General features: G+C 41.6%; 21 protein-coding genes. 7 read left to right on the plus strand and 14 right to left on the minus strand.

What is annotated here, in order from left to right:
* Positions 1-111: 111 nt before the first annotated feature.
* The 3 genes from QQK05_RS15970 to QQK05_RS15980 form a co-directional block, all read right to left on the minus strand.
* Complete coding sequence (locus tag QQK05_RS15970; protein WP_284300438.1) at positions 112-1,512, minus strand: alanine/glycine:cation symporter family protein; 1,401 nt, start codon at positions 1,510-1,512, stop codon at positions 112-114.
* 157 nt (positions 1,513-1,669) lie between these two features.
* Positions 1,670-3,067, minus strand: a complete 1,398-nt coding sequence (gene pntB, locus QQK05_RS15975; protein ID WP_284300788.1) for a Re/Si-specific NAD(P)(+) transhydrogenase subunit beta — start codon at positions 3,065-3,067, stop codon at positions 1,670-1,672.
* Positions 3,068-3,082: 15 nt separating this feature from the next.
* The gene (locus tag QQK05_RS15980; protein WP_284300441.1) at positions 3,083-4,624 is read right to left on the minus strand and encodes a Re/Si-specific NAD(P)(+) transhydrogenase subunit alpha; all 1,542 of its coding nucleotides are present in this window, start codon (positions 4,622-4,624) and stop codon (positions 3,083-3,085) included.
* Between the two features lie 267 nt (positions 4,625-4,891).
* Between QQK05_RS15980 and QQK05_RS15985 the strand changes: the two genes are divergently transcribed.
* Positions 4,892-5,410 (plus strand): gamma carbonic anhydrase family protein, encoded by a 519-nt coding sequence (locus QQK05_RS15985; RefSeq protein WP_284300443.1) that lies wholly within the window; start codon positions 4,892-4,894, stop codon positions 5,408-5,410.
* Here the strand turns inward: QQK05_RS15985 and QQK05_RS15990 are convergent.
* The 10 genes from QQK05_RS15990 to QQK05_RS16035 form a co-directional block, all read right to left on the minus strand.
* Positions 5,407-5,904 (minus strand): TlpA family protein disulfide reductase, encoded by a 498-nt coding sequence (locus tag QQK05_RS15990; protein WP_284300445.1) that lies wholly within the window; start codon positions 5,902-5,904, stop codon positions 5,407-5,409. The two genes, QQK05_RS15985 and QQK05_RS15990, sit on opposite strands and share 4 nt — an antisense overlap.
* Positions 5,904-8,036, minus strand: coding sequence for a TonB-dependent receptor plug domain-containing protein (locus QQK05_RS15995; RefSeq protein ID WP_284300447.1), 2,133 nt, complete (start codon positions 8,034-8,036; stop codon positions 5,904-5,906). Before QQK05_RS15995 ends, QQK05_RS15990 begins: the two co-directional genes overlap by 1 nt.
* Before the next feature lie 292 nt (positions 8,037-8,328).
* Positions 8,329-8,877, minus strand: a complete 549-nt coding sequence (locus tag QQK05_RS16000) for a YcgN family cysteine cluster protein (RefSeq protein WP_284300449.1) — start codon at positions 8,875-8,877, stop codon at positions 8,329-8,331.
* Positions 8,878-8,887: 10 nt separating this feature from the next.
* A complete protein-coding gene (locus QQK05_RS16005) occupies positions 8,888-9,919 on the minus strand; it encodes a lytic murein transglycosylase (RefSeq protein ID WP_284300791.1) in 1,032 nt (343 codons plus the stop codon).
* Position 9,920: 1 nt separating this feature from the next.
* Positions 9,921-10,205 carry a YcgL domain-containing protein gene (locus QQK05_RS16010; protein WP_284300451.1) on the minus strand — a complete coding sequence of 95 codons (285 nt, stop codon included), beginning with the start codon at positions 10,203-10,205 and terminating at the stop codon, positions 9,921-9,923.
* Positions 10,206-10,245: 40 nt separating this feature from the next.
* The gene (gene rnd / locus QQK05_RS16015) at positions 10,246-11,391 is read right to left on the minus strand and encodes a ribonuclease D (protein WP_284300453.1); all 1,146 of its coding nucleotides are present in this window, start codon (positions 11,389-11,391) and stop codon (positions 10,246-10,248) included.
* 82 nt (positions 11,392-11,473) lie between these two features.
* Positions 11,474-12,337 carry a 23S rRNA pseudouridine(2605) synthase RluB gene (rluB, locus tag QQK05_RS16020; protein ID WP_284300455.1) on the minus strand — a complete coding sequence of 288 codons (864 nt, stop codon included), beginning with the start codon at positions 12,335-12,337 and terminating at the stop codon, positions 11,474-11,476.
* 32 nt (positions 12,338-12,369) lie between these two features.
* On the minus strand, positions 12,370-12,954 hold the full coding sequence (gene scpB / locus QQK05_RS16025) for an SMC-Scp complex subunit ScpB (protein ID WP_284300457.1): 585 nt from the start codon (positions 12,952-12,954) through the stop codon (positions 12,370-12,372).
* Entirely contained in the window at positions 12,951-13,778 is an 828-nt protein-coding gene (locus tag QQK05_RS16030; RefSeq protein WP_284300459.1) for a segregation and condensation protein A, read from the minus strand. Before QQK05_RS16030 ends, scpB begins: the two co-directional genes overlap by 4 nt.
* Before the next feature lie 4 nt (positions 13,779-13,782).
* On the minus strand, positions 13,783-14,403 hold the full coding sequence (locus QQK05_RS16035; protein WP_284300461.1) for an L-threonylcarbamoyladenylate synthase: 621 nt from the start codon (positions 14,401-14,403) through the stop codon (positions 13,783-13,785).
* 248 nt (positions 14,404-14,651) lie between these two features.
* On the opposite strand from QQK05_RS16035, the gene QQK05_RS16040 reads away from it, so the two are divergent.
* Positions 14,652-15,470 (plus strand): crotonase/enoyl-CoA hydratase family protein, encoded by an 819-nt coding sequence (locus tag QQK05_RS16040; protein ID WP_284300464.1) that lies wholly within the window; start codon positions 14,652-14,654, stop codon positions 15,468-15,470.
* Between the two features lie 39 nt (positions 15,471-15,509).
* Here the strand turns inward: QQK05_RS16040 and QQK05_RS16045 are convergent, their stop codons facing one another.
* On the minus strand, positions 15,510-16,385 hold the full coding sequence (locus QQK05_RS16045) for a PHP domain-containing protein (protein WP_284300466.1): 876 nt from the start codon (positions 16,383-16,385) through the stop codon (positions 15,510-15,512).
* A gap of 345 nt (positions 16,386-16,730) precedes the next feature.
* Between QQK05_RS16045 and aroF the strand changes: the two genes are divergently transcribed.
* Genes aroF through trpCF form a run of 5 tightly spaced genes read left to right on the plus strand, consistent with a single transcriptional unit; the run spans position 16,731 to position 22,402 of the window.
* Positions 16,731-17,744, plus strand: coding sequence for a 3-deoxy-7-phosphoheptulonate synthase (gene aroF, locus QQK05_RS16050; RefSeq protein ID WP_284300467.1), 1,014 nt, complete (start codon positions 16,731-16,733; stop codon positions 17,742-17,744).
* Positions 17,741-19,366: an anthranilate synthase component 1 gene (locus QQK05_RS16055; protein WP_284300469.1), complete on the plus strand. Its 1,626-nt coding sequence runs from the start codon at positions 17,741-17,743 to the stop codon at positions 19,364-19,366. Before aroF ends, QQK05_RS16055 begins: the two co-directional genes overlap by 4 nt.
* A gap of 2 nt (positions 19,367-19,368) precedes the next feature.
* Positions 19,369-20,004 carry an aminodeoxychorismate/anthranilate synthase component II gene (locus tag QQK05_RS16060; protein WP_284300471.1) on the plus strand — a complete coding sequence of 212 codons (636 nt, stop codon included), beginning with the start codon at positions 19,369-19,371 and terminating at the stop codon, positions 20,002-20,004.
* 1 nt (position 20,005) lies between these two features.
* Positions 20,006-21,013, plus strand: coding sequence for an anthranilate phosphoribosyltransferase (gene trpD / locus QQK05_RS16065; protein WP_284300473.1), 1,008 nt, complete (start codon positions 20,006-20,008; stop codon positions 21,011-21,013).
* Positions 21,014-21,019: 6 nt separating this feature from the next.
* On the plus strand, positions 21,020-22,402 hold the full coding sequence (gene trpCF / locus QQK05_RS16070) for a bifunctional indole-3-glycerol-phosphate synthase TrpC/phosphoribosylanthranilate isomerase TrpF (RefSeq protein WP_284300475.1): 1,383 nt from the start codon (positions 21,020-21,022) through the stop codon (positions 22,400-22,402).

The following is a 22,402-nucleotide window of genomic DNA, read 5'->3' on the forward strand; positions in this document are numbered from 1 at the left end:
GCCTCAAATTATTTTTATTGAGTCTTAACAGTGTAGTGCTAATCACAAGATTTAACCTAAACGTCGGTTTAGGAATTAACTCGCAACCTATTCAACAAAAAAAAATAATTCTTACTTTGACCAAATACCTTGAGTCAGTTTCAGATCCTGTTCTTGCTCATCACTGACCTTAAACGTTGGGATATTCCCAGACGCTAACTGCTTATCATAATCTTTAGTGATATACACAACAGCCTTAGTCAATAGCACAATAGCCGTCACATTGACTAGAGTCATCATCGCCACAGACATATCAGCCAGCGCAATTACCTGAGTTAATGTTGCCTGCGAGCCAACAACAAGCATCACCAAAAATCCAATGCGTAAGAACCAGCGACCAGCAAAGTTATCGAGATTGATATACTTTAAGTTGTTATCCGCATATGCAAAATTAGCAACGATAGATGTAAAACCGAACACTAAAATTGCCAATGAAATGAACTCAGTACCCCAACCACCAACTTGCGCAGACAATGCTTGTTGGGTCAATTGAATGCCTTCAGCCGAGGTAATCGCATCTTTTGACAGTAAAATAACGAATGCAGTACACGAACAAATGATTATGGTATCGAAAAATACCGCCAACATTTGAATAAAACCTTGTGATACTGGGTGTGGCGGATAAGGTACAGCTGCAGCTGCGGCATTTGGTGAACTACCCATACCTGCCTCATTGGAATACAAACCACGTTTAATACCTTGAAGCGCTGCGCCAAAAACACCACCAGCAACCTCTTCGAAACCAAATGCAGAAGCAATAATGCTATAAAATACCGCAGGTACTTGGTCGATATTCAGCACAAGGACAGCTCCGACAACAAGTACATAAGCCACGCCCATAAAAGGAACAGTTATCTCAGCAAAGCGTGCGATTTGACGTAAACCACCTAAAATAATTGCCGTGGCGACAATGGTAATAACGATACCGGTATGTAGTGGTTCAAAACCAAAGGAACCTTCAAATGCTTGGGCAATAGAGTTTGCCTGTACAGCACTAAAGACGAATCCATAGCCAAAGAACAAGCACAGAGAAAAGGTAATCGCCATCGCTTTGCTATTAAGGCCTTTGCGCATGTAATACGCTGGACCACCTCTAAACTCACCCTTCTCATCTTTTTCTTTGTAAAGTTGACCTAAAGCACTCTCAACAAATGCCGTCGCCATCCCTAAAAAGGCAATCACCCACATCCAAAAAACGGCACCTGCGCCACCCAATGTAATTGCAACGGCTACGCCCATTAAGTTACCGGTACCGACTCGCGCAGCTAATGTAGTACATAGTGCTTGAAATGAAGAAATACCTTGGCTAGAAGCTTTTGTGCTCATTTTCAGGACAGAAAACATATGACCGAAACGAGTAAATTGAATGCCTCTTAATCTATAACTAAACCAAATACCACAACCGATTAGTACGTAAATTAATATTTCATTCCATAAATACCCGTTAATGGTATTAACCCATTGTTCAATCATAATAAAACCTAACTTGCTTATATCCCCCTACCATAACAAAATTTTTGCCGAGGTATGTAGCCAAGTTGTTATAACTGATAAATTTTTTTACTAGCTATTGATGTAGTACGCATAAAAAAGCCCGCATCATGCGGGCTTTTTTAATATTGATATCACGTTAGAGTGCTTTACTAATTTCTTCTACTGAAGATTTGGCATCACCAAATAACATTTGAGTATTGTCTTTAAAGAACAGTGGGTTCTGCACACCAGCATAACCTGTATTCATTGAACGCTTAAACACAACAACGTTTTTAGCATTCCACACCTCTAATACTGGCATACCAGCAATCGGGCTACTCGGATCTTCAGCTGCTGCTGGGTTCACCGTGTCATTGGCACCAATAACTAACACAACATCAGTTTCAGGGAAATCGTCATTGATTTCTTCCATGCCTAAGACAATGTCATATGGCACTTTTGCTTCAGCAAGCAGTACATTCATGTGACCTGGCAAACGACCAGCTACCGGATGAATACCAAATCGTACTTCAACACCCATCGATTTAAGCTTTTGGGTTAATTCATGCACAGGGTACTGCGCTTGCGCTACCGCCATACCATAGCCAGGCGTGATAATCACGGATTTAGCATTCTTTAATTGCTCAGCCACACCATCTGCTTGAATTTCAACGTGTTCACCATAATCAGTGTCAGTATCCACCTTGACGTCAGTACCAAAGCCACCAGCTATTACACTAATGAACGAGCGGTTCATTGCCTTACACATGATGTATGAAAGAATAGCGCCTGACGAGCCAACTAATGCACCTGTAATAATCAATAAGTCATTGCTCAACATAAAGCCTGCTGCGGCAGCTGCCCAGCCTGAGTATGAGTTAAGCATTGAGACAACCACTGGCATATCAGCGCCACCAATTGATGCTACTAGGTGCCAACCAAATACCAATGCAATTAGCGTCATAATAAATAGTGGTGTATTCGCACCACCTTGATTAACAAAGCTAATCATCAATAAAAAGCTGATAACGCCAGCTGCCAAATTCATCTTGTGGCGATGTGGCAACATTAGCGCTGCAGAGTTAATAACGCCTCTTAACTTACCAAAAGCAACAACTGACCCCGTAAAGGTTACTGCACCAATGAATACACCTAAAAAGACTTCAACCATATGAATGTTATGAGCAACGTGCTGGGCGTCAGTTAACGTGACTTGCATACTATCTTTCATTTCAAAGTAGCTGTTATAACCCACTAATACTGCTGCCAAACCTACGAAGCTATGTAAAATAGCAACCAGCTCAGGCATTTGCGTCATTTCAACTTTTTTAGCCAGCTTTAAGCCAACTGTGCCACCAATGAGCATGGCAACAATAATCACCCCAACATTGTCAACGCGAGGATCAGCGATCGTCGCAAGTAAAGCGATAGCCATACCAACGATGCCGTACCAGTTACCTTCTTGTGCAGTTTCTTGTTTACTCAAGCCACTTAAGCTGAAAATAAACAATAAGGCAGCCACAATGTATGCTGCGGTAATTAAACCTTGAGAAATTTCCATTGTGCTCCCCTACTTCCTGAACATCTTCAACATGCGGTCTGTTACCACAAAACCACCCACGATATTAATCGTGGCAATTAGAATGGCAAAGGCCGATAACACTTGAATCAGCAAACTATCATTCCCTACCTGAAGGAGCGCTCCAACAATAATGATGCCTGATATTGCATTGGTCACACTCATCAATGGTGTATGCAACGAATGACTAACGTTCCAAACAACGTAGTAGCCAACAACACAAGCTAATACGAACACCGTGAAGTGCGACAGAAAGTCAGCAGGAGCAACACTTGCAATCCAACCAAATACACCAGCGGCTAACGTCATCGCCCAGTATTTTTTCGACTTGTCTTTTTCAGTGACAGCCTCGCTTTCCTCTACTTTAACCTCAGGCTTCGCTTTCGGTTGAGCAGGCGCTGCACTGACTTGAATTGGTGGTGGTGGGAAAGTGACTTCACCTTGATGAACAACCGTCATATTCCTGATCACTTGATCATCAAAATCAATAACAAACTCACCATCTTTTTCAGGGCAAGTAAGTTTAGTCAAATTAACTAAGTTATTTGCGTATAACGCTGAAGATTGATTTGGTAAGCGCGACACTAAATCGGTGTAACCTATGATCTTAACGCCAGCAACAGTTGACACCTTGCCAGGCTTAGTTAATTCACAGTTACCGCCACCAGCGGCCGCTAAATCAACAATAATGCTGCCTGGTTTCATTGACTTAACCATGTCAGCCGTAATTAATTTAGGCGCAGGTTTACCAGGAATCATTGCCGTTGTAATGATGATATCGACTTCTTGAGCTTGCGCGGCAAATAATGCCATTTCCGCATCAATGAAGGCTTGGCTCATTTCTTTCGCATAGCCATCGCCAGAGCCGGTATCTTCCTCTTCTTCATAATCAAGTTCTAGGAACTCAGCGCCCATACTCTCGATTTGTTCTTTTACTTCTGGTCGGGTATCAAATGCACGAACAACAGCACCTAAACTACCAGCGGTGCCGATTGCAGCTAGACCAGCAACACCTGCACCAATGACCATCACTTTTGCAGGTGGCAAATTACCTGCGGCGGTAATCTGTCCAGTTAAAAAGCGGCCAAAATGGTGAGTTGCTTCAACTACTGCACGATAACCAGCAATGTTAGCCATAGAGCTTAATGCGTCGAGTGACTGCGAGCGTGTCATTCGTGGCACCATGTCCATCGCTAAAGTGTTGATTGATTTGTTTACTAGCGCATCCAGTAAGTCTTTGTTTTGTGCTGGGGCGATAAAACTGACAAGTGTTGCATTATCTTTCATCAATGCGACTTCATCGATTGTCGGCGCATTAACTTTATAAATAATATCGCTTTGCCATGTTTCGTCGGTAGATAGTATAGTTGCGCCGGCTTCTACAAGATCAGCATCATTGAAGCTTGCCTTTCGACCCGCTCCTTTTTCAACTACAACATCGAAACCCAACTTTATCAACGCTTTGATTGAAGTTGGTGATGCTGCTACGCGATTCTCCCCCGATGTGGTTTCTTTGGGTATTCCTATTCTCATGAGGCACCTTATGTTCCTGTGAAAATTATTATTCTTTACCAATTGGAACAATTGGTATTGTTCATGCGATAGTACCTATTCTTCGATAAGTACTTTGTTTCTTATTGTAATTGTTGTACGCATGTGATTATTGTTTTACCACTTTACGTCTGTTTTATATACAGCATTTTGTTTTAACTTATATTATTTTCACTATTTATTGATGAAATATGGTTATAAGTGACATAGTTCAGCCAAATCGTTACGATGAAAATAAAAAGGAAAGTTATGATTTTTCAACTTGCAAACCATATCCCAACCATCGCAGAAACCTGCTTTATTGCGCCAACCGCATCAGTTATTGGTCGAGTCACATTGAAAGACAATGCCAGTGTTTGGTTTAACGTTGTCATTCGTGCCGATTGTGATGACGTCGTCATTGGCGAGAACAGTAATATTCAAGACGGTAGCATTTTGCATGTTGATGAGAATTTTCCACTCGAGATTGGCAAAAACGTAACCGTTGGTCACAAAGTGATGCTACATGGCTGCACGATCGGTGAAAATAGTCTTATCGGCATGAATGCGGTAGTACTCAATGGCGCTAAAATAGGAAAAAATTGTTTGATTGGTGCCAATGCGTTAGTGACAGAGGGAATGGAGATTCCTGATGGACATATGGTACTAGGCTCACCAGCTAAAATAGTTAAGCCACTCGATGAAAAAACTAAAGGCTTACTTCAACTATCAGCCAGTCATTATGTAAAAAATGCCGAACATTTTGCCCAGCATCTTAAGCCTATTTAAATTGCACAACTACCTTGGGTGAGTTGGCTAGCAACGACTGACAATGTATCACTGTCGGTATATCCGCGGCGCTTTGCAAGTAACTTACCCTCTGCATCAAAAACCAAGGTGGTTGGTGAAGCTTCAATACCACCCACAGCGACAAATAACTTACGGTTAGGTTTGTAGGCCGGAATGTCACTATGGTAGTGTTTAAGTTCTCGTTTTAGCTCACGATTACTGCCATTGTTGCCTAACAACACGATATTTAGCTTATCACTGCATTGTGCTTGAGCGTTGTTAAGCCAAGATGCTTGCTTTTTGCACCAAGGGCAATCAGGTTGAAACACCATTGCAATAGTAAAGCGCCCCTGAGCATTGGCCAATGGAGCTTGATGAGCCAACAGCGGTTTTAAGTGGTATTTTTCGACCAAACTTTGTGAAAAGCTGTTGGCAACTACCGCACTAGCGAACAATGTCGCTAATGCTGGTAGTAAAGCGATTGTCGCTTTCACTATAACTTAACCTCGATGCCTGCATAGAATTCACGACCGTGAAGTGGGCCATAAATATAGGCAACGTCATAGCCACCATCTGCATCAAAGAACAATGGCGTATCACCTTCTTCAACTTGTGTGTAACCAAAGATATTTGAAACACCAGCGTATACTTTGACATTTGTCGTCAGTTTATATTGTGCTTTAACATCAGATGAAGAAAATGCTGAACCACTCAACGTTTTAACTGAGCTCGGGTCACTTGCGATATTAAAACCTTCATAACCATATTCTGATAAATCTTTCGAACCGAACCACACCGTACTCCAGTAAAGGTTCAAATCACCTATTGTGTAATCAACTTCGAACGACGCACGACTTTCAACAGGCGCAATGGCATACGACGATTTAAAGTTATCATCATAATTAAAGACTTCACCGCCAACATTCACCGTTAAGTTTTCAGTAATGTTATAACCAACCGTAAAGTCAACCGTTGTTACATGCGCTGTATCATCAAGCTGTGTCAGCAACGGCACACCTTCATCTGTTTCTTCCAGGCTTGCTAAGTTATCTACGCGAGAATGCGCAGCAGATAACGTGGCGGCTAACATGTCTGTGTCATAGTTTAGTGAGTAGCTAATAGACAATGACTCTTCAAGACTGTCAATATCAATTTGATAACCTAACTCTGCATCTAAAATACCGTGATCGGTTTCGAAGAATGATAGTGGCGCTCTATATCCGCGGCCTACTGAAAGGCGAGAAGTCAACTCGTCGTTATGGAAATAACGCATATCAACGCGCGGTGCAACAAACACCTCATCGATTTCAGTGCCAACCTTTTCAGGATCTGTAAAATCTGCCGTTACCTGATCTAATCGAACAGCCAGAGCTAATTCGAACTCATCAATCGGTGTCCATGTATCTTGGATAAATACGCCATAAACGTCATAGTCAAAAGAATCAGATTGATAGGCTGCAACGGCAGCTAAAGCTTCAGTATTTGAACGCATTTCTTCTGTTCGTAAATCGGCACCATAAGTAATAAAGTGCTCGCCATTCAACTCAGTATCAAATTTTGCGCGAACGTAGGTCATTGTATCCTTTGCTTGATAATCAATCCCTTCATAGAATGAATCCTGTTCATGCTTCGCGTAACTTACGGCAAGTTCAGCGGTGGTATAGTCCGTCAATTCATTTAGCCATTTTACGTACGCTTCTTGACGCGTTGTATCAATCCATTCCGTGGTTTCCCAAGCCTTACCAATGTATTGTTTTCTTACATCGTTATCTTCAAAAAGCATCTCAGATTCTTCACCGTCATATGACGCTAAAGCTTGACCAATTGAACCTACATTGTCACCAACAACAGGGCCACCAAAGACTTCAGATTGAATTTGTGCAAGACGGACTTGGATGTTATTTCTGTCATTTAAATCATGACTTACAAGTGCAGATACGGATACATTTTCCATAAATGGTGCTTCAGATACACCATTGTCGTCATGGTCTTCCTGTTCTTGTTTGTCGTATTGGGCAACAAACGTAAGCGCCGTTTTACCATCTTCTGAAACTGCAGTCCCAAGGCCTTTCATGGCCGTAAAATCGTGTGAGCCAACAGCATAATCAAAGCTCGCTTTGTTTTCATAGGCTTGTTTTGTAATGATGTTTACCGTACCACCAATGGCTTCAGGCGCAATGAGTGATGCGCCTGCACCACGAGCAACTTCAATACGGTCGACACCCGTAGTAGCGATAGCATCTACACCGTAGAAGCCAGAAATCAGCGTATGTGTCGGCAAACCGTCAACTAAAATGGTCGTGTGCTCGCCCTTCATGCCGTTTAACATTATGCGCTTTACACCACACATTGAACATTCATTAGAAACATTAACGCCCGGTTCATTATTAATTGCGGATGTCAGGTTTAACGCGTTTTTCTTTTCAATATTCAGCGCATCAAGCACTTCTGTTTGCTGGATGACATCTTTTAATCGACCCGCTTGTTCGAGCTTAGTTCTTAAATTAACAACTTCGATAACTTCAATATCTGCTTCTTGAGAAGCGCTAGTACTTGGAGATTGGGCAAAAGAAACACTTGGTGCTACAAACATTGCGACATAAAGCAATGACAACGACTTGTTCATACTCAGACCTTATAATGGGAGGGTTTTACATGTTATTTACAACTTTATGGCGCGCATCATACACAACCCAAACGCAAATGAGAATGGTTTTCATTTGATTTAGATCAAGTTTTTTACAAAAGATAGATTTGTTAAAAATAACTAAGCGTTAACATCTAACGTTCTGGGGGTATTCGGCAAGGTAGAAAATCACGAGGTGTATTTGTTTGGCGCGACAAGATAAAAGCGTGTGGCAAAACCATGTTGCAAATCACGAATCAAAAAAAACGCTGAATAAATTCAGCGTTCTTAATTAATCGATATCGTTAAGTGGCCATGTGACAATATATTTTTCAAAGTCATCTAATGACACTTCATTATCTTTAACGACTTTACCGCGAACAGACATGCCCGCCGCGTGCATCTTGTTTTTTTTCCCACCATGGAGCAATGGATGCCAAGACGGCATTCCCCTGCCTTCTTTAATTCGTCGATAAGTACAACTTGGTGGCATGAAGAAAACATCATCAATGTTATCTTGCGTTAATCTAACGCAATCGGGAACCAATACCGTGCGTTTTTCATATTGCGTACATTGACATGTTTTGTCATTTAACAAATGGCACACAATAGAGCTATGAACCATCTGCTCATGCTCTTGGATATGATCTGTTGGCTTGAGCTCGTCTGCTTCGTCCACATCAGGATCATCAATAAACTTATGCAAACAGCATTTTGCACAACCATCACAAAGAGACTCCCACTCTTGACGAGTCATCTCTTCTAGTGATTTGGTTTCCCAAAATGGCGAAATTGCAGATACTTTCGCCTTTGGTTTTGCACGAGCTTTATTCTTTGCCATCTACAACACTCTATTTGATCGCAGGAAACTTGATGCGATCAGACAAGACACCGACAGAACTCACAAAATAGTATGAAAAGTTCCAGTGCATGAGTGATTTATAATTATCATAAGCTAAATAAACACGACCGTTTTCATCATCAGGAAATACCATCGCTGCTTTAATATCAACTTTCGGCAAATCACGCCCATCAGCACGACGAACACCTAAAGCTTGCCACTCCGCTAACGTTTTTGCGTGTGTATCCATAGCATTTAGCCAATTTTTACGACTGCCCGTGTTACGAGGAACCGCATGCGCAATGTCAAAGCCTTCAGGTAACTTAACTTGGCGTCCCCAGGTTAATTCTTTGTTCCAACCTTCTGTTTTTAAGTAGTTAGCCATTGAAGCAAAAACATCTGACTTATTGCCCCAAATATCCTTCTTCCCATCACCGTCACCGTCAACTGCGTACGCAAGGAATGACGTTGGCATGAATTGGTTTTGGCCCATTGCTCCGGCCCAAGACCCTTTCATGTTTTCAACCTTGATATGGCCTTCTTCTAGAATTTGCAATGCAGCAAACAATTGCTTTTTAAAGAAAGCTTCACGACGACCTTCATAAGCTAACGTCGACAAAGCAGAAATGACATTGTAGTTGCCCATGATACGGCCAAAGTTTGTTTCCAGTCCCCAAAGTGCGACGATGAAACGAGGTTGCACACCATATTCATTACCAACTTTAGTCAGCAGTTCAAGGTTTTCTTTGTACAACTTTCGTGCGCGATTTACTTTCCATTCCGGTACGCGTTTTGGTAAGTAAGTATCGAGCGTTTCGACGGTTTCTGGTTGATTACGATCGGCTTTAACCGCACGTTTGTGAAAGGTAACGTTTGCAAAGCTATTATCAACGAATTGTTCACTATAACCTTTAGCCAATGCTTCTTGTTTAATTTGCTCTATGTACTGCTCAAATGTTGGCTTTTGTTCATTGGCAAACGTAGAAAAAGAAAAACTCAATCCGATTGCAGAAGCAGCAACGAATTTAACTAATGCATTCATTTTATTCATATTCTGAACGACCCTGGGCTTTTAAATGCTCTTTTAATAGATCTTCTTGTGGTGGCGGCAATTGTAAATAAAATCCATTGTCCACAAGCTCTGATTTCACTTTATCAATATCAGCAAAAGCTAATTTTTCTTTACTCGCTAAATTAACTAATGTGACTAATTCTGGTTTACCGAAAGTATTAAGTAATGGATCAGGTACTCGAGAAAAATCATCTCTTTTTTCAACAAATAAATAAGTCTGCGCTTTTTTTGGGCTTTTATAAACCGCACATAACATGGCTACAACCTTTCGCGTAAAATAGAAAATGTAATATAAATTATTGGTAATTATTGGCAATAAATTTCGCTAATGACTCGCCTATTAAACGATTGCGCCAACCTGATAATAGATCGACACGGTCGTTTGTTTGACGATAATCATTAAGATTAAATTGCCACTTAAGCAGTTGATTCATCTGCTTTTTAGATGCTAGAACAGCCATAGGTACATGATGAACTTCAGCTTGTTCAGATAAAAAGTTCTTCAATCGTTTAAATATCTGCTTATAACCGGCTGCAGTGTCTAAACGTTGAATCTTTTGGGGGTAATCATCGGCTGAAATGGCTTTCGCATTTTTCAGCACAGCCAACATTGCTTTGCCTTTATAGCGAACATCTTGCATGTCACAACCTTCGAGGCTTAACATGGCAGAAACACTTTTAGGATCGTGCAGCGCTAGTGCATAAAGCGTTGGATCTTTAGCGACAAAACTAATCGGCAGATCACGTTTTACGGCTTGTTCATACCGCCAAATAGCAAGATGTTTTAATCGATTTAACGCACTAGGTGCAAGTTTCCACGCTAATTTAACGTCTTGATAAAGCAATTCAGGTTGAACACCAGCTGCTTTCTTGTTGATCAGGTTTTGAGACTCTTCCTGCACGGCGACCCAGTACCCTTGTTGCTCAATTTCAGCCAGTAGTTTAGGAAATAAACGATAAAGGTGGTATACGTCTGCCGCTGCGTATTCGATTTGCTTATCGGTTAACGGACGCTTCGTCCAATCGGTGCGTGATTCAGTTTTATCCAGCTCAACGCCAGTAAAATGCTTAACCATCGCCGCATAACCAAGTGAAATTCCGTGCCCCAAAAATGCCATCATCACTTGAGTATCAATCATGTTCTTAATGACAATGTTGCCACTCGTAGAGAAAACCTCTAAATCTTCTGAACAAGCATGTAAAATCTTTAAGATATTTTCATTTGTCAGTAATTGCCAAAACGGTGTCAAATCGTCTACTGAGATTGGATCAATGCATGCAGTTATCTCTGCATTACCCACTTGTAGCAAACCTAATTTGGGGAATAACGTTCTTGTTCTTACAAACTCAGTATCTACCGCAATTACCGCCGAGTGGCTTAGCTGTTCACACAGTTCAATAAGGTCAGCTTGGCTTTCTACCGTTAAAATTTGATGTTCCATCAAGTTACACACTTTTACGTTGGGCTTTAGGGAAAATGAGCACTACCAAGGTAATGCTCAACGACAGGAAAAAGACCCTTGCTTAATTTCTGCGTCTACGATTTGATTGTTGTTGACGCATGTGATGTTTTTTAACCGAACGACGAATTCGACGGTTCTTCGCATTATCAATCGCTTTTTCATCCACTTTGACTTTTGATTGCGTCTCCGGTGGCAACTGAACAAGCTTACGGTAATAGTTTACGTCCTTAAGACCGAGTTCAACCCACCCACCAAGTGGTAATTGGCGTTGTAAAGTAATATCACCGTAACGTACACGAATTAGACGGCTCACTTGCACATCTTGGCTTTCCCATAAACGACGAACTTCACGGTTTCGTCCTTCCGTTAGCACAACATGGAACCAGTGGTTTCGGCCTTCACCACCACGATAAGTGATCTTATTGAATTTCGCGGGCCCATCTTCTAGCTTTACACCATTGCGTAAACGCTGAAGCATAGCGTCGTCAACTTCACCAAAAACACGCACTGCATATTCACGCTCTACTTTGCGAGATGGGTGCATGAGTCGATTGGCGAGCTCACCATCCGTTGTGAAAAGTAGCATTCCTTGCGTGTTTATATCTAAACGACCAACAGCAACCCAACGACCATTTTCTAATTTTGGTAAACGATCGAAAACAGTTGGACGACCTTCAGGATCTTTACGTGTACACATTTCGCCTTCTGGCTTGTTATACATCAAGATTCGGCAAATTTCTTGGTCTTTAGATTGAAGATTTACAACATGACCGTCAACACGAATTTGCTCCGTGCCTTCCACTCGGTCACCTAAAAATGCAGTTTTACCATCAACGCTTACACGGCCTTGACTGATAACCGATTCCATCTCACGACGTGAACCTTTACCTGCTCTAGCGAGTACTTTTTGCAACTTTTCAGACATAGTCTTAATCTCTTACGTCAGTAGTGTTTACCTTAGGCACTGTCTGCTGACTCTTTAATGGGAGTTAGGTCATCTGCCAAGTTCATTGTAGGAACTGGCATTAGCTCCGGTAATTGAGCTAACGACGTTAACGAAAAATAATCGAGAAATGCTTTCGTTGTCGCGTATAACGCAGGTCTACCTGGCACTTCTTTATTGCCAACAACTTTGATCCACTCTCGATCTTGCAGTGTTTTCATAATGTGACTACTCACAGCAACACCGCGTACTTCTTCAATCTCACCACGCGTTATAGGCTGTTTATAGGCAATTAACGCTAATGTCTCAAGTAATGCTCGAGAATATTTCGGTGCTTTTTCTTGAAAAAGTAATGATAATTCCTCAGCAACTTCATCAATTGCTTGAAATCTATAACCAGAAGCAACTTCTAAAAATACAATGCCTCGGTCTTGGTAATCAGCAATTAATTGTTTAATTGCCCGGTTAAACTGTTGAGCACTTACCTGATAAGGGCTCAAAACCGTTGATTTAATTTGATTTTTAGACAAGGGTTTATCAGCGACAAAAACTGCAGCCTCAATTAATTTAACCACTTGCTTATCATCAATTTTTTTCATCGTACTAGTTTAACCGAAATTGTACCAAAAGCGGTAGTTTGAATGCACTTTATTAATGATTCTTTTAAAAGCTCCAAAATAGCAAGGAAACTAACTACAACCCCTGCTTTACCTTCATTAACATCAAACAAATCTACAAAATTCACGCTTTCGTCGCCAGATTCTTGCAGCTGGGCCAGAATCAAGCTCATTCTTTCACGTGTTGATAATGCTTCTCTTTGAATATGGTGATGCTCGAACGCTTCACTACGTTTTAATACATTTTGCATCGCAAAAATAAGTTCTTGTAAATCAACATCAGGCATTTGAACTTGCAGTGCGTATGCTTCTGGCATCATTGCTTGGCCAGTAAAGTTATCGCGCTCTAGGCGAGGTAATTCATCGATATGTTCTGCGGCATTTTTATAGACTTCGTACTCTTGCAGGCGTCTAACAAGCTCTGCCCTTGGATCCACTTCGTCTTCTTCAATTGCTTGTTTAGGTAACAAAAGCCTTGATTTAATTTCGGCCAAAATAGCGGCCATCACGAGATATTCCGCCGCAAGCTCCATATTGAAGTCTTTCATCACTTCAACATACTGCATATATTGCTCCGATATCGGCGCAATAGGTAAATCTAGAATATCGAATTTTTGTTTACGAATTAGGTATAGCAGTAAATCAAGTGGCCCCTCGAAGCTCTCTAAAATAACTTCCAATGCATCGGGGGGAATAAATAGGTCTTGCGGTTTTTCAATCACCGCTTCACCTTTTACGAACGCTAATGGCAGTTCCTGTTGGATCATATCGCCCGTTGGCGAATTGTTGCTATCACCCGTTTGCATCAACTTACCTGAATGGCTCAGGATCTCCCTCACCTTCACGTATGATATCAACCTCACCTTCACTAAAGTCGACAATCGTCGTTGGGTGTTCTCCCAAATAACCACCATTTAAAATTAAGTCGACACGCTTTTCTAAAATATCGCGGATATGCTCAGGATCATATTCAGCCGTTGCTTCACCGGGCATGATTAACGTAGTCGAGAGTAATGGTTCGTTAAGCTCTTCTAATAATGCTTGCGCAATATTGTTTTCTGGAATTCGAATACCAATGGTTTTCTTTTTAGGGTTCATCAAGCGCTTTGGTACTTCTTTCGTTGCTTTAAAAATGAAGGTATAGGCACCTGGTGTATTATTTTTCATTAGTCGAAAGGCAGTATTATCAACCTTCGCATAGTCTGACAATTCCGATAAATCACGGCAAACCAAAGCAAAATCATGGTCCATATCGATATTGCGAATCTGACAAATTCGCTCTAATGCCTTTTTATCTCCTAGATGACAACCCAGTGCATAACCTGAATCTGTCGGGTAAACAATAACCGCACCATCTTGAATCATAGCAACCGCTTGTTTCATTAGTCGCTGTTGCGGGTTGTCAGGGTGAACATAGAAAAACTGACTCATGATAAATCCTTAACAATTGGGACGGTAAAAAGAAATGAAAACCGCCTTTGGTATAACTTCATTGTAAGTAATAATCTTCAAATAAAACAGTAAATAACCGATTATCTCGGCAATAATTTGTTGGTAATACCCAAATTTATTATTGATGGAAAATATTCGACCGATTTATCAACATCAGCACAAACCACTTCACCTCGTAAAAAAAATCCATTAACCTACTGGTACGACCAATTAGAATTACAATAATTATGACAGCAACGAATCGAGTGACCGTAAGCCTTGATGACAAAGGCATAGCAACAGTTTCCCTTAACCGTCCAGATAAAGGCAACGCATTAGATATGGCAATGTTTGATGCGATTTGCGCGACCATTAAATCGCTGAAAAAAGACAAACGTGTCCGCGTCGTTATTTTGCAAGGTAATGGCGATAACTTTTGCACAGGACTCGATGTTAAGTCAGTGTTAAATAGTTCAACAAATGGAATCAAATTACTTGCTAAATGGTCACCATTCGTTGCCAACAAAGCACAGTATGTTTGCACAGGTTGGCGAGATGTCCCTGTCCCTGTGATTTGTACGCTTCATGGAATCTGTTGGGGTGGTGGTCTGCAAATCGCCTTAGGTGCAGACTTTAGAGTTGCCAAACCCGATACCAACTTATCAATTATGGAAGCAAAGTGGGGCTTAATCCCAGACATGGGCGGCTCACTTCCCTTAAGAGAGCTTGTCGGGAAAGATGTTGCACTCGAACTTGCCATGACCGCTAGACAGATTGACGGTAACAAAGCAAAAGAGCTCGGTTTAGTTACGCATTTAAGTAATGATCCATTAGCACACGCTCACGAACTAGCAGAAGAGCTTTTGACTCGCTCGCCAGACGCGCTTGCCGCTGTTAAAAAGCTCTACCGAAAATCTTGGTGGTCGGGTCCTGGTTTTGCGCTGTTTAGAGAGTCTTGGTACCAAATCAAAGTGCTCATGGGCAAGAATCAGCGAATTGCTGTAAAAAGAGAAATGAATAACGAAAAAGGCGAGAAGAAAGCCTATAAAACTCGTAAATTCAGCTAACAGCGAACAAGCTCGCTACCTTAGTTTTCTAGGTAGCGACTAACTTCTTACTGGGCCCCAGTTATCCCAAACTTCGATACAATCTTCAGGTAACCGCAAATTTTTACCCAAATCACTCCATGGTGTTGGGAAATGAAAATCAGAACCTAATGAGGCTTTCAAGTCATATTCTTGGCAATAAGACAGCATAAGTTTTCGTTGATCTGGGTTCATCTGTGGTAATACAATTTCCAACGCGTCCCCGCCCAAAGACTTAAATTCAACAATTAATTTACGTCGCCATTTTCCTGACATGTCATATCGGATTGGGTGCGCCATCACGGCACTTCCACCGGCTTGATGAATAGCATCAATCGCTGTCGCCATATCGCACCAGTTAGACTTAACAAATGCTCGTTTATTCTTGCCTATGTATTTGTCGAATGCAGATTGTAGCTTGGTAATTTCACCTCGATTATAAAGTGCTTGCGCAAAATGAGAACGCGTTATGGTCCCGTCCTTTGCTAATAGCTTTGCTTCATCGTAAATACCCTCAAAGCCACACTTTTCAAGTTTACTTGCCATATTTATTGCGCGCTCTTCACGAGCACTGGCTTGTTCCGCAAGTAATGCTTGTAACGGTTGATTCGTTGGGTCGAAATTCAAGCCAACAATGTGAATTTCAAAACCATGCCAACGAGTTGATATTTCAACACCATTGATGATCTGCAAGGGTAAGTTGTTCGTCTTGATATAATCTTTTGCACTAGCTAATGCATCGATTGAATCATGATCAGTAATCGCTAAAGCGTCGAGTTGGAAGTTAACTGCCCTATCGATAAGCTCTTGCGCGGTAAATTTTCCGTCAGAACACGTTGTATGACTATGCAGATCAATACGAAGTTGACGATTTAATTGATTTGAAGCTGTTGACATCAGAATAAAAATAGCTTTTCATATAACCACTAACGCAATTCTACGTTGAAACAACGTACTTGGAAACGAAAAATACAAGCAATGACAATTTCAAACTCATTATCATTAACAAACATTTGGTGGTGGCACAACAACACGTAGGTGGGTTGTGAGAGTTGCTTGTACGCAAAATTTTTCAAAAAAGCCCACTTTAGAAGTGGGCTTTTTTGTTTTTACCCTTTGATTTTTTTGAAGAAAACTAGGAATTAAAAATGTTAACAACGAAAGTTAAAAGCTGGTTTATTTGGTGGCTTCAGCCAATCTACGCAGGCTGACAAACGTATTTAAGTTTATTAAGGATTACTCATGATTATAGTATTAAAACCACAAGCTACTGAAAAAGACGCTAACGAAATTTTAGATAAAATCTCAAGTTTGGGATTAAAACCGCTTTACATGCCAGGTGTTGAACGCACCGTACTCGGCGCACTTGGCGACGAACGCATCCTTCGCCAACTTCATTTAGACAGCTACCCTATGGTAGATGAAATCAAACCTGTTCTAAGTCCATACAAACTCGTTTCTCGTGAACTACAAGCCCACGACAGCATTATCTCAATTGGTGGGGTAAAAGTTGGCGGCGGAAACTTTACGGTCATCGCTGGCCCATGCTCTGTAGAAAGTCAAGACCAACTATTTGGTATCAGTGAAATGATTAAAGAGCAGCAAATTCCCCTACTACGTGGTGGCGCTTTCAAACCGCGCACTAGCCCATATAGTTTCCAAGGTTTAGGTGAAGAAGGTTTAAAATTATTAAAGTCAGCAAAAGATATTTACGGCTTACCGGTTGTCTCTGAGATTATTGACCCAAGTGATGCTGACTTGATGGCTGAATATATTGACTGTTATCAAATCGGCGCGCGAAACATGCAAAACTTCCGTTTATTGGAAGCGGTCGGTAAACAGCAAAAACCAGTGCTTTTAAAGCGTGGTATGAGCGCAACAATCGAAGAGCTATTGTTGGCTGCAGAATACATAATCAATGCCGGTAACCCTAATGTGATCCTTTGTGAGCGTGGTATTCGCACCTTTGAAACAGCAACACGCAATACCTTAGACCTTAACGCTGTTGCATTACTAAAAGAAAAAACTCACTTACCTGTGTTCGTTGACCCGTCGCATGGCACAGGCGTAAAGTCACTCATTAATCCATTATCTCGAGCGGCAGCAGCTGTAGGTGCTGATGGGATCATTGTTGAGACACATCTAAACCCTAAAGAAGCATTATCTGATGGTCATCAAGCACTAACAGCAGATGACTTTGCCCAGTTAATGGCGGATATAAAACCCTTTATCAGCGCTGCAGGAAAACAACTATGAGCGGAAGCTTTTCAAATATAAACAGTGAGATTGGCTCAGTATCAACCCTGACGAGTTCAGCGCGATACCAAAGCGATCCACTCGCTGTTTATCAAGCACTTTGCCATGACTCAAGCAACAGTTTGTTGCTTGAGTCTGCTGAAATTGATAACAAACAACAAACTAAAAGCTTATTGTTAACTCATGCCGCTGTGCGTATCGAGTGTAATGCACACGTTGTAACATTAACAAGTTTGAGCATTAATGGGCAAAGTGCTATTACATTTGCCAAACAAGCATTGGATAAAGTGGCGCAGTGTGAGCTCACAGATAATGTGCTGACGGTTACCTTTGAAAAAGCCAATGCCGAAGTTGATGAGTTAACCCGTTTAAAAGCTGCAAACCCATTTCAAGTGCTTCGCGTATTCAATCAACTAACAAATGAAACGCATCACCCACTGGCGGTATTTTTAGGTGGCGTATTCGCCTTTGATTTAATGGCGATCGCCGAAGAGCTACCTGTCGTTGAAAATGGCGAAAATACTTGCCCAGATTACGTTTATTATTTGGCTGAAAACGTGATTGTTATTGACCATGAAAAACGCACGACTGACATTATCAGCCAAGTTTTTTCTGGCCCAGAGCAGCAAAAGTGCTACTTTGAAGCAAGTCGCCGAATTCAGCAAATTAAAGCCAAGTTAAGCGAATCAATTACCGCTGACGTGGAAACAACTGGCGCAAACGAAGATACACAAGCACCACAAGTTGATATTAGTGACGAAGAGTTTTGCAATATCGTTGAAGATCTAAAAGAAAATATTCGCGCAGGCGATATTTTCCAGGTTGTACCTTCTCGTACATTCTCAATGCCGTGTGAAAGTCCATTAACAACCTATGCATTGTTAAAAGAAAGTAATCCAAGCCCTTATATGTTCTTCTTAAAAGACCAAGATTTTTGTTTATTTGGTGCGTCACCAGAGTCAGCACTTAAATACCAGCAAAAATCTCGTCAAGTCGAGCTCTACCCGATTGCAGGTACACGCCAACGCGGCAAAAATGCTGATGGTAGTATCGCCTTAGATGTAGATAGTAGAATTGAACTTGAACTCCGCCAAGATCAAAAAGAACTGGCAGAGCATATCATGTTGGTTGATTTAGCACGTAATGACATAGCACGTGTCAGCCAAGGCGGTTCACGCCATGTTGCTGATTTATTAAAAGTTGATCGCTACTCACATGTAATGCACTTAGTCTCACGTGTCTGTGGCACGCTATTGCCTGATTTAGATGCACTTCATGCCTATCAAGCATGTATGAATATGGGGACATTGTCTGGCGCACCAAAGGTGAAAGCGACAAGCTTAATTCGTCAAGTTGAGCAAAAGCGCCGCGGCAGTTACGGTGGCGCCGTCGGTTACATGACAGGCGAAGGTGAAATGGATACGTGTATCGTGATTCGTTCTGCGTTTGTAAAAGCAAGCGTTGCACATGTCCAAGCAGGTGCTGGCGTAGTTTATGATTCAGTTCCGCAATCTGAAGCCGACGAAACCCGTCAAAAAGCACAAGCGGTTATCGGTGCATTAGTTAAAGCACAAACCATGTCGCTTGTATCAAACGCAGCTGCAGTCCAGAAGGAGCATTAGATATGAGCCAAGACAAAATCTTTATGCTCGATAACCTTGATTCGTTTACCTACAACTTAGTTGACGAATTTTATCAATTGGGCTTTAAACCAGAAATTTACCGAAACACGCTAAGCGCTGACTTTATTTTCAATAAAATGTGTGAGCATCAAGCATCGACAGGTGAAAACGTTATTTTAGTCTTATCTCCTGGTCCGGGTAATCCGACGCAGGCAGGTTGTTTAATGGCACTGATTGAGAAAGCCGCAGGCAAATTCCCAATTATCGGTATTTGTCTAGGTCATCAAGCACTCGTACAACATTTTGGTGGTGAAGTTGGTCGTGCGAACGCCATTGTTCATGGCAAAGCCTCATTCGTTGAACACCAAGAAAAAGGCGCATTTGACGGCATAGCAAACCCACTATCCGTGGCACGCTATCATTCATTAATGGCGACAAAAATGCCAGAGCAGTTAATTACAACCGCAAAAACAGATGACATTGTGATGGCCATTGAGCACAAAACGTTAGCCATCATTGGCTTTCAATTTCACCCAGAATCTATTTTGACAAATTACGGCTCTGCCCTGCTTAAACAAGCCATGACCTATTTAGCAGGCAAGCATGCCAATACAGCACAATTAACAGGGAGCCACTAATATGAGCCAAGTATTACAACAACTCATCGATGGTCAAAGTTTATCTCAAGAAGATGCGCAGGCGTTTTTCCAGCAAATGATTACAGGCAACGTTGCTCCAGAATTATTAGCCAGTGTGTTGACGGCCTTAAAAATAAAAGGTGAAACACCCAGCGAAATTGGCGGAGCAGCAATTGCAGCACGTCAATCGGCAACACAGTTTCCGTCAGTCAATTTTGACGTAACAGACTGTGTTGGTACAGGCGGTGACGGCGCCAACACAATTAATATTTCGACAACCGCAGCGATATTAGCTGCTGCATGTGGCGTGAAAATGGCCAAGCATGGTAACCGTAGCGTATCTTCAATGTCGGGTTCAGCCGATTTACTCGAAGCCTTTGGCGCTAACTTAATGATGTCACCAGAGGTTGCTGCTAACTGTTTAGCACAAACGAACTTCTGTTTTCTGTTTGCACCCGCCTATCATGCAGGCTTTAAGCATGCAGCACCTGTACGAAAAGCGATGGGCGTTCGCACACTATTTAATATCCTTGGTCCTTTGGTTAACCCAGCAGCGCCAAAAACCATGTTACTTGGGGTATACACACCTGAATTGTTAAAAACCATGGCAAGTGCACTACAAATCACAGGCGTTGAGAAGGCTTGGGTTGTGCACGGTAGTGGCTTAGACGAAATTGCTCTACATGGCGAAACACAAATAGTCGCGATTGAAAATGGCAGCTTAATAGAGAAAACCGTGTCTCCTGAAGATTTTGGTTTAGCCAGAGCAACACTGGAGGATATCAAAGGTGGCACACCACAAGAAAATGCCAATATCATCAAGAACATTCTTCAAGGTAAAGGTGAAGAAGCGCACAACAATGCCGTATTAATGAACGCGGCAGCGATTTTATATTTGCATAATAAAGCTGACTCATTAGAGCAATGTACTCAGATGGCCAGCGAAGTGCTTGCTAGTGGTAAAGCATTTGAAACCTTAATGCAGTATGTCGAAGTATCTAACGGGTAAGTAGCAATGGCGAATATATTAGAGAAAATTGTAGAAGATAAACGCGCTTTTATGACGCAATACAAAGCGGAGCACCCACTTGAAGACTTTATTGATAGCCTGACACCAAGTACAAAAGACTTATACGCCAATTTAGCTAAGCCTGAGGCGGGTTTTATTCTTGAATGCAAAAAGGCGTCACCATCTAAAGGATTGATTCGTGACGATTTCAACGTACTTGATATTTGTCGCATCTATGACAAATATGCCGCAGGTATTTCGGTGCTTACCGACGAAAAGTATTTCCAAGGTAAATATGAATACTTAAAAACAGTCTGTGAAACGGTTGAATGTCCGGTACTTAATAAAGACTTTTTCTTTGAGCCTTATCAAGTGTATTTAGCTCGTCATTTAGGTTCAGATGCGATCTTATTAATGCTGAGTGTGTTAAGCGATGAAGAGTATGTTGAGCTAGCGCAAATTGCCCAACAGTACAATATGGCAATCTTAACTGAAATCTCAAATACCGAAGAGATGGAACGTGCGATTAAATTAGAAGCTAAGTTAATTGGTATAAATAATAGAAACTTACGTGACCTATCTACTGATATTTCACGTACATTTGACTACGCTCCGCACTTACCGGAAGGCACGTTAGTTATTTCTGAATCTGGCATCTACACCAACGCTCAAGTTAGAGAACTAGCACCTGCCGTTGATGGCTTCTTAGTGGGTAGCTCAATCATGGGACAAGCGGATATCGATTTAGCCTGTCGCCAGTTAATTTTTGGTGAGAATAAAGTCTGTGGTTTGTCTTCTGTCGAGAGTGCGCAATCGGTGTTGGACAACGGCGGTGTCTATGGCGGTTTAATTTTTGCGGAAAAATCTCCACGATTTGTGACACCTGAAGCTGCTGAGACCATCACCACGCAAGTCTCGGGGTTAAATTATGTCGGTGTATTTGTAAATCACGACATTGCCGATATTGCCCAGTTAGCGCAATCGCTCAATCTTTTCGCGGTGCAATTGCATGGCAACGAAGACGATGAGTATATCGATGACTTAAAAGGGCAATTACCCGCATCAACACAAATTTGGCAAGCGATTAGTGTTAAAGATCATAGCTTTACGCTCACTTCAAACCCGAATGTTGATCGCTTTGTGTTAGACAACAAACAAGGTGGCTCAGGCGAACAATTTGATTGGCAATTGTTACACGAAAGTGAGCTCGTTCTAACACAATGTATGCTAGCTGGCGGGCTTAATAGTGAGAATATTTCATCAGCAATCGATACAACGAACAACCTAGAGCTTCTGGGTTTAGATATAAATTCGGGCGTAGAATCAAGCCCAGGACATAAATGCTCAAACCTCATTGAGTCGGTGTTCAAACAAATTCGGAATTATTAA

This window comes from Thalassotalea loyana (genome assembly GCF_030161435.1).
Classification (GTDB): Bacteria; Pseudomonadota; Gammaproteobacteria; order Enterobacterales; family Alteromonadaceae; genus Thalassotalea_G; species Thalassotalea_G loyana.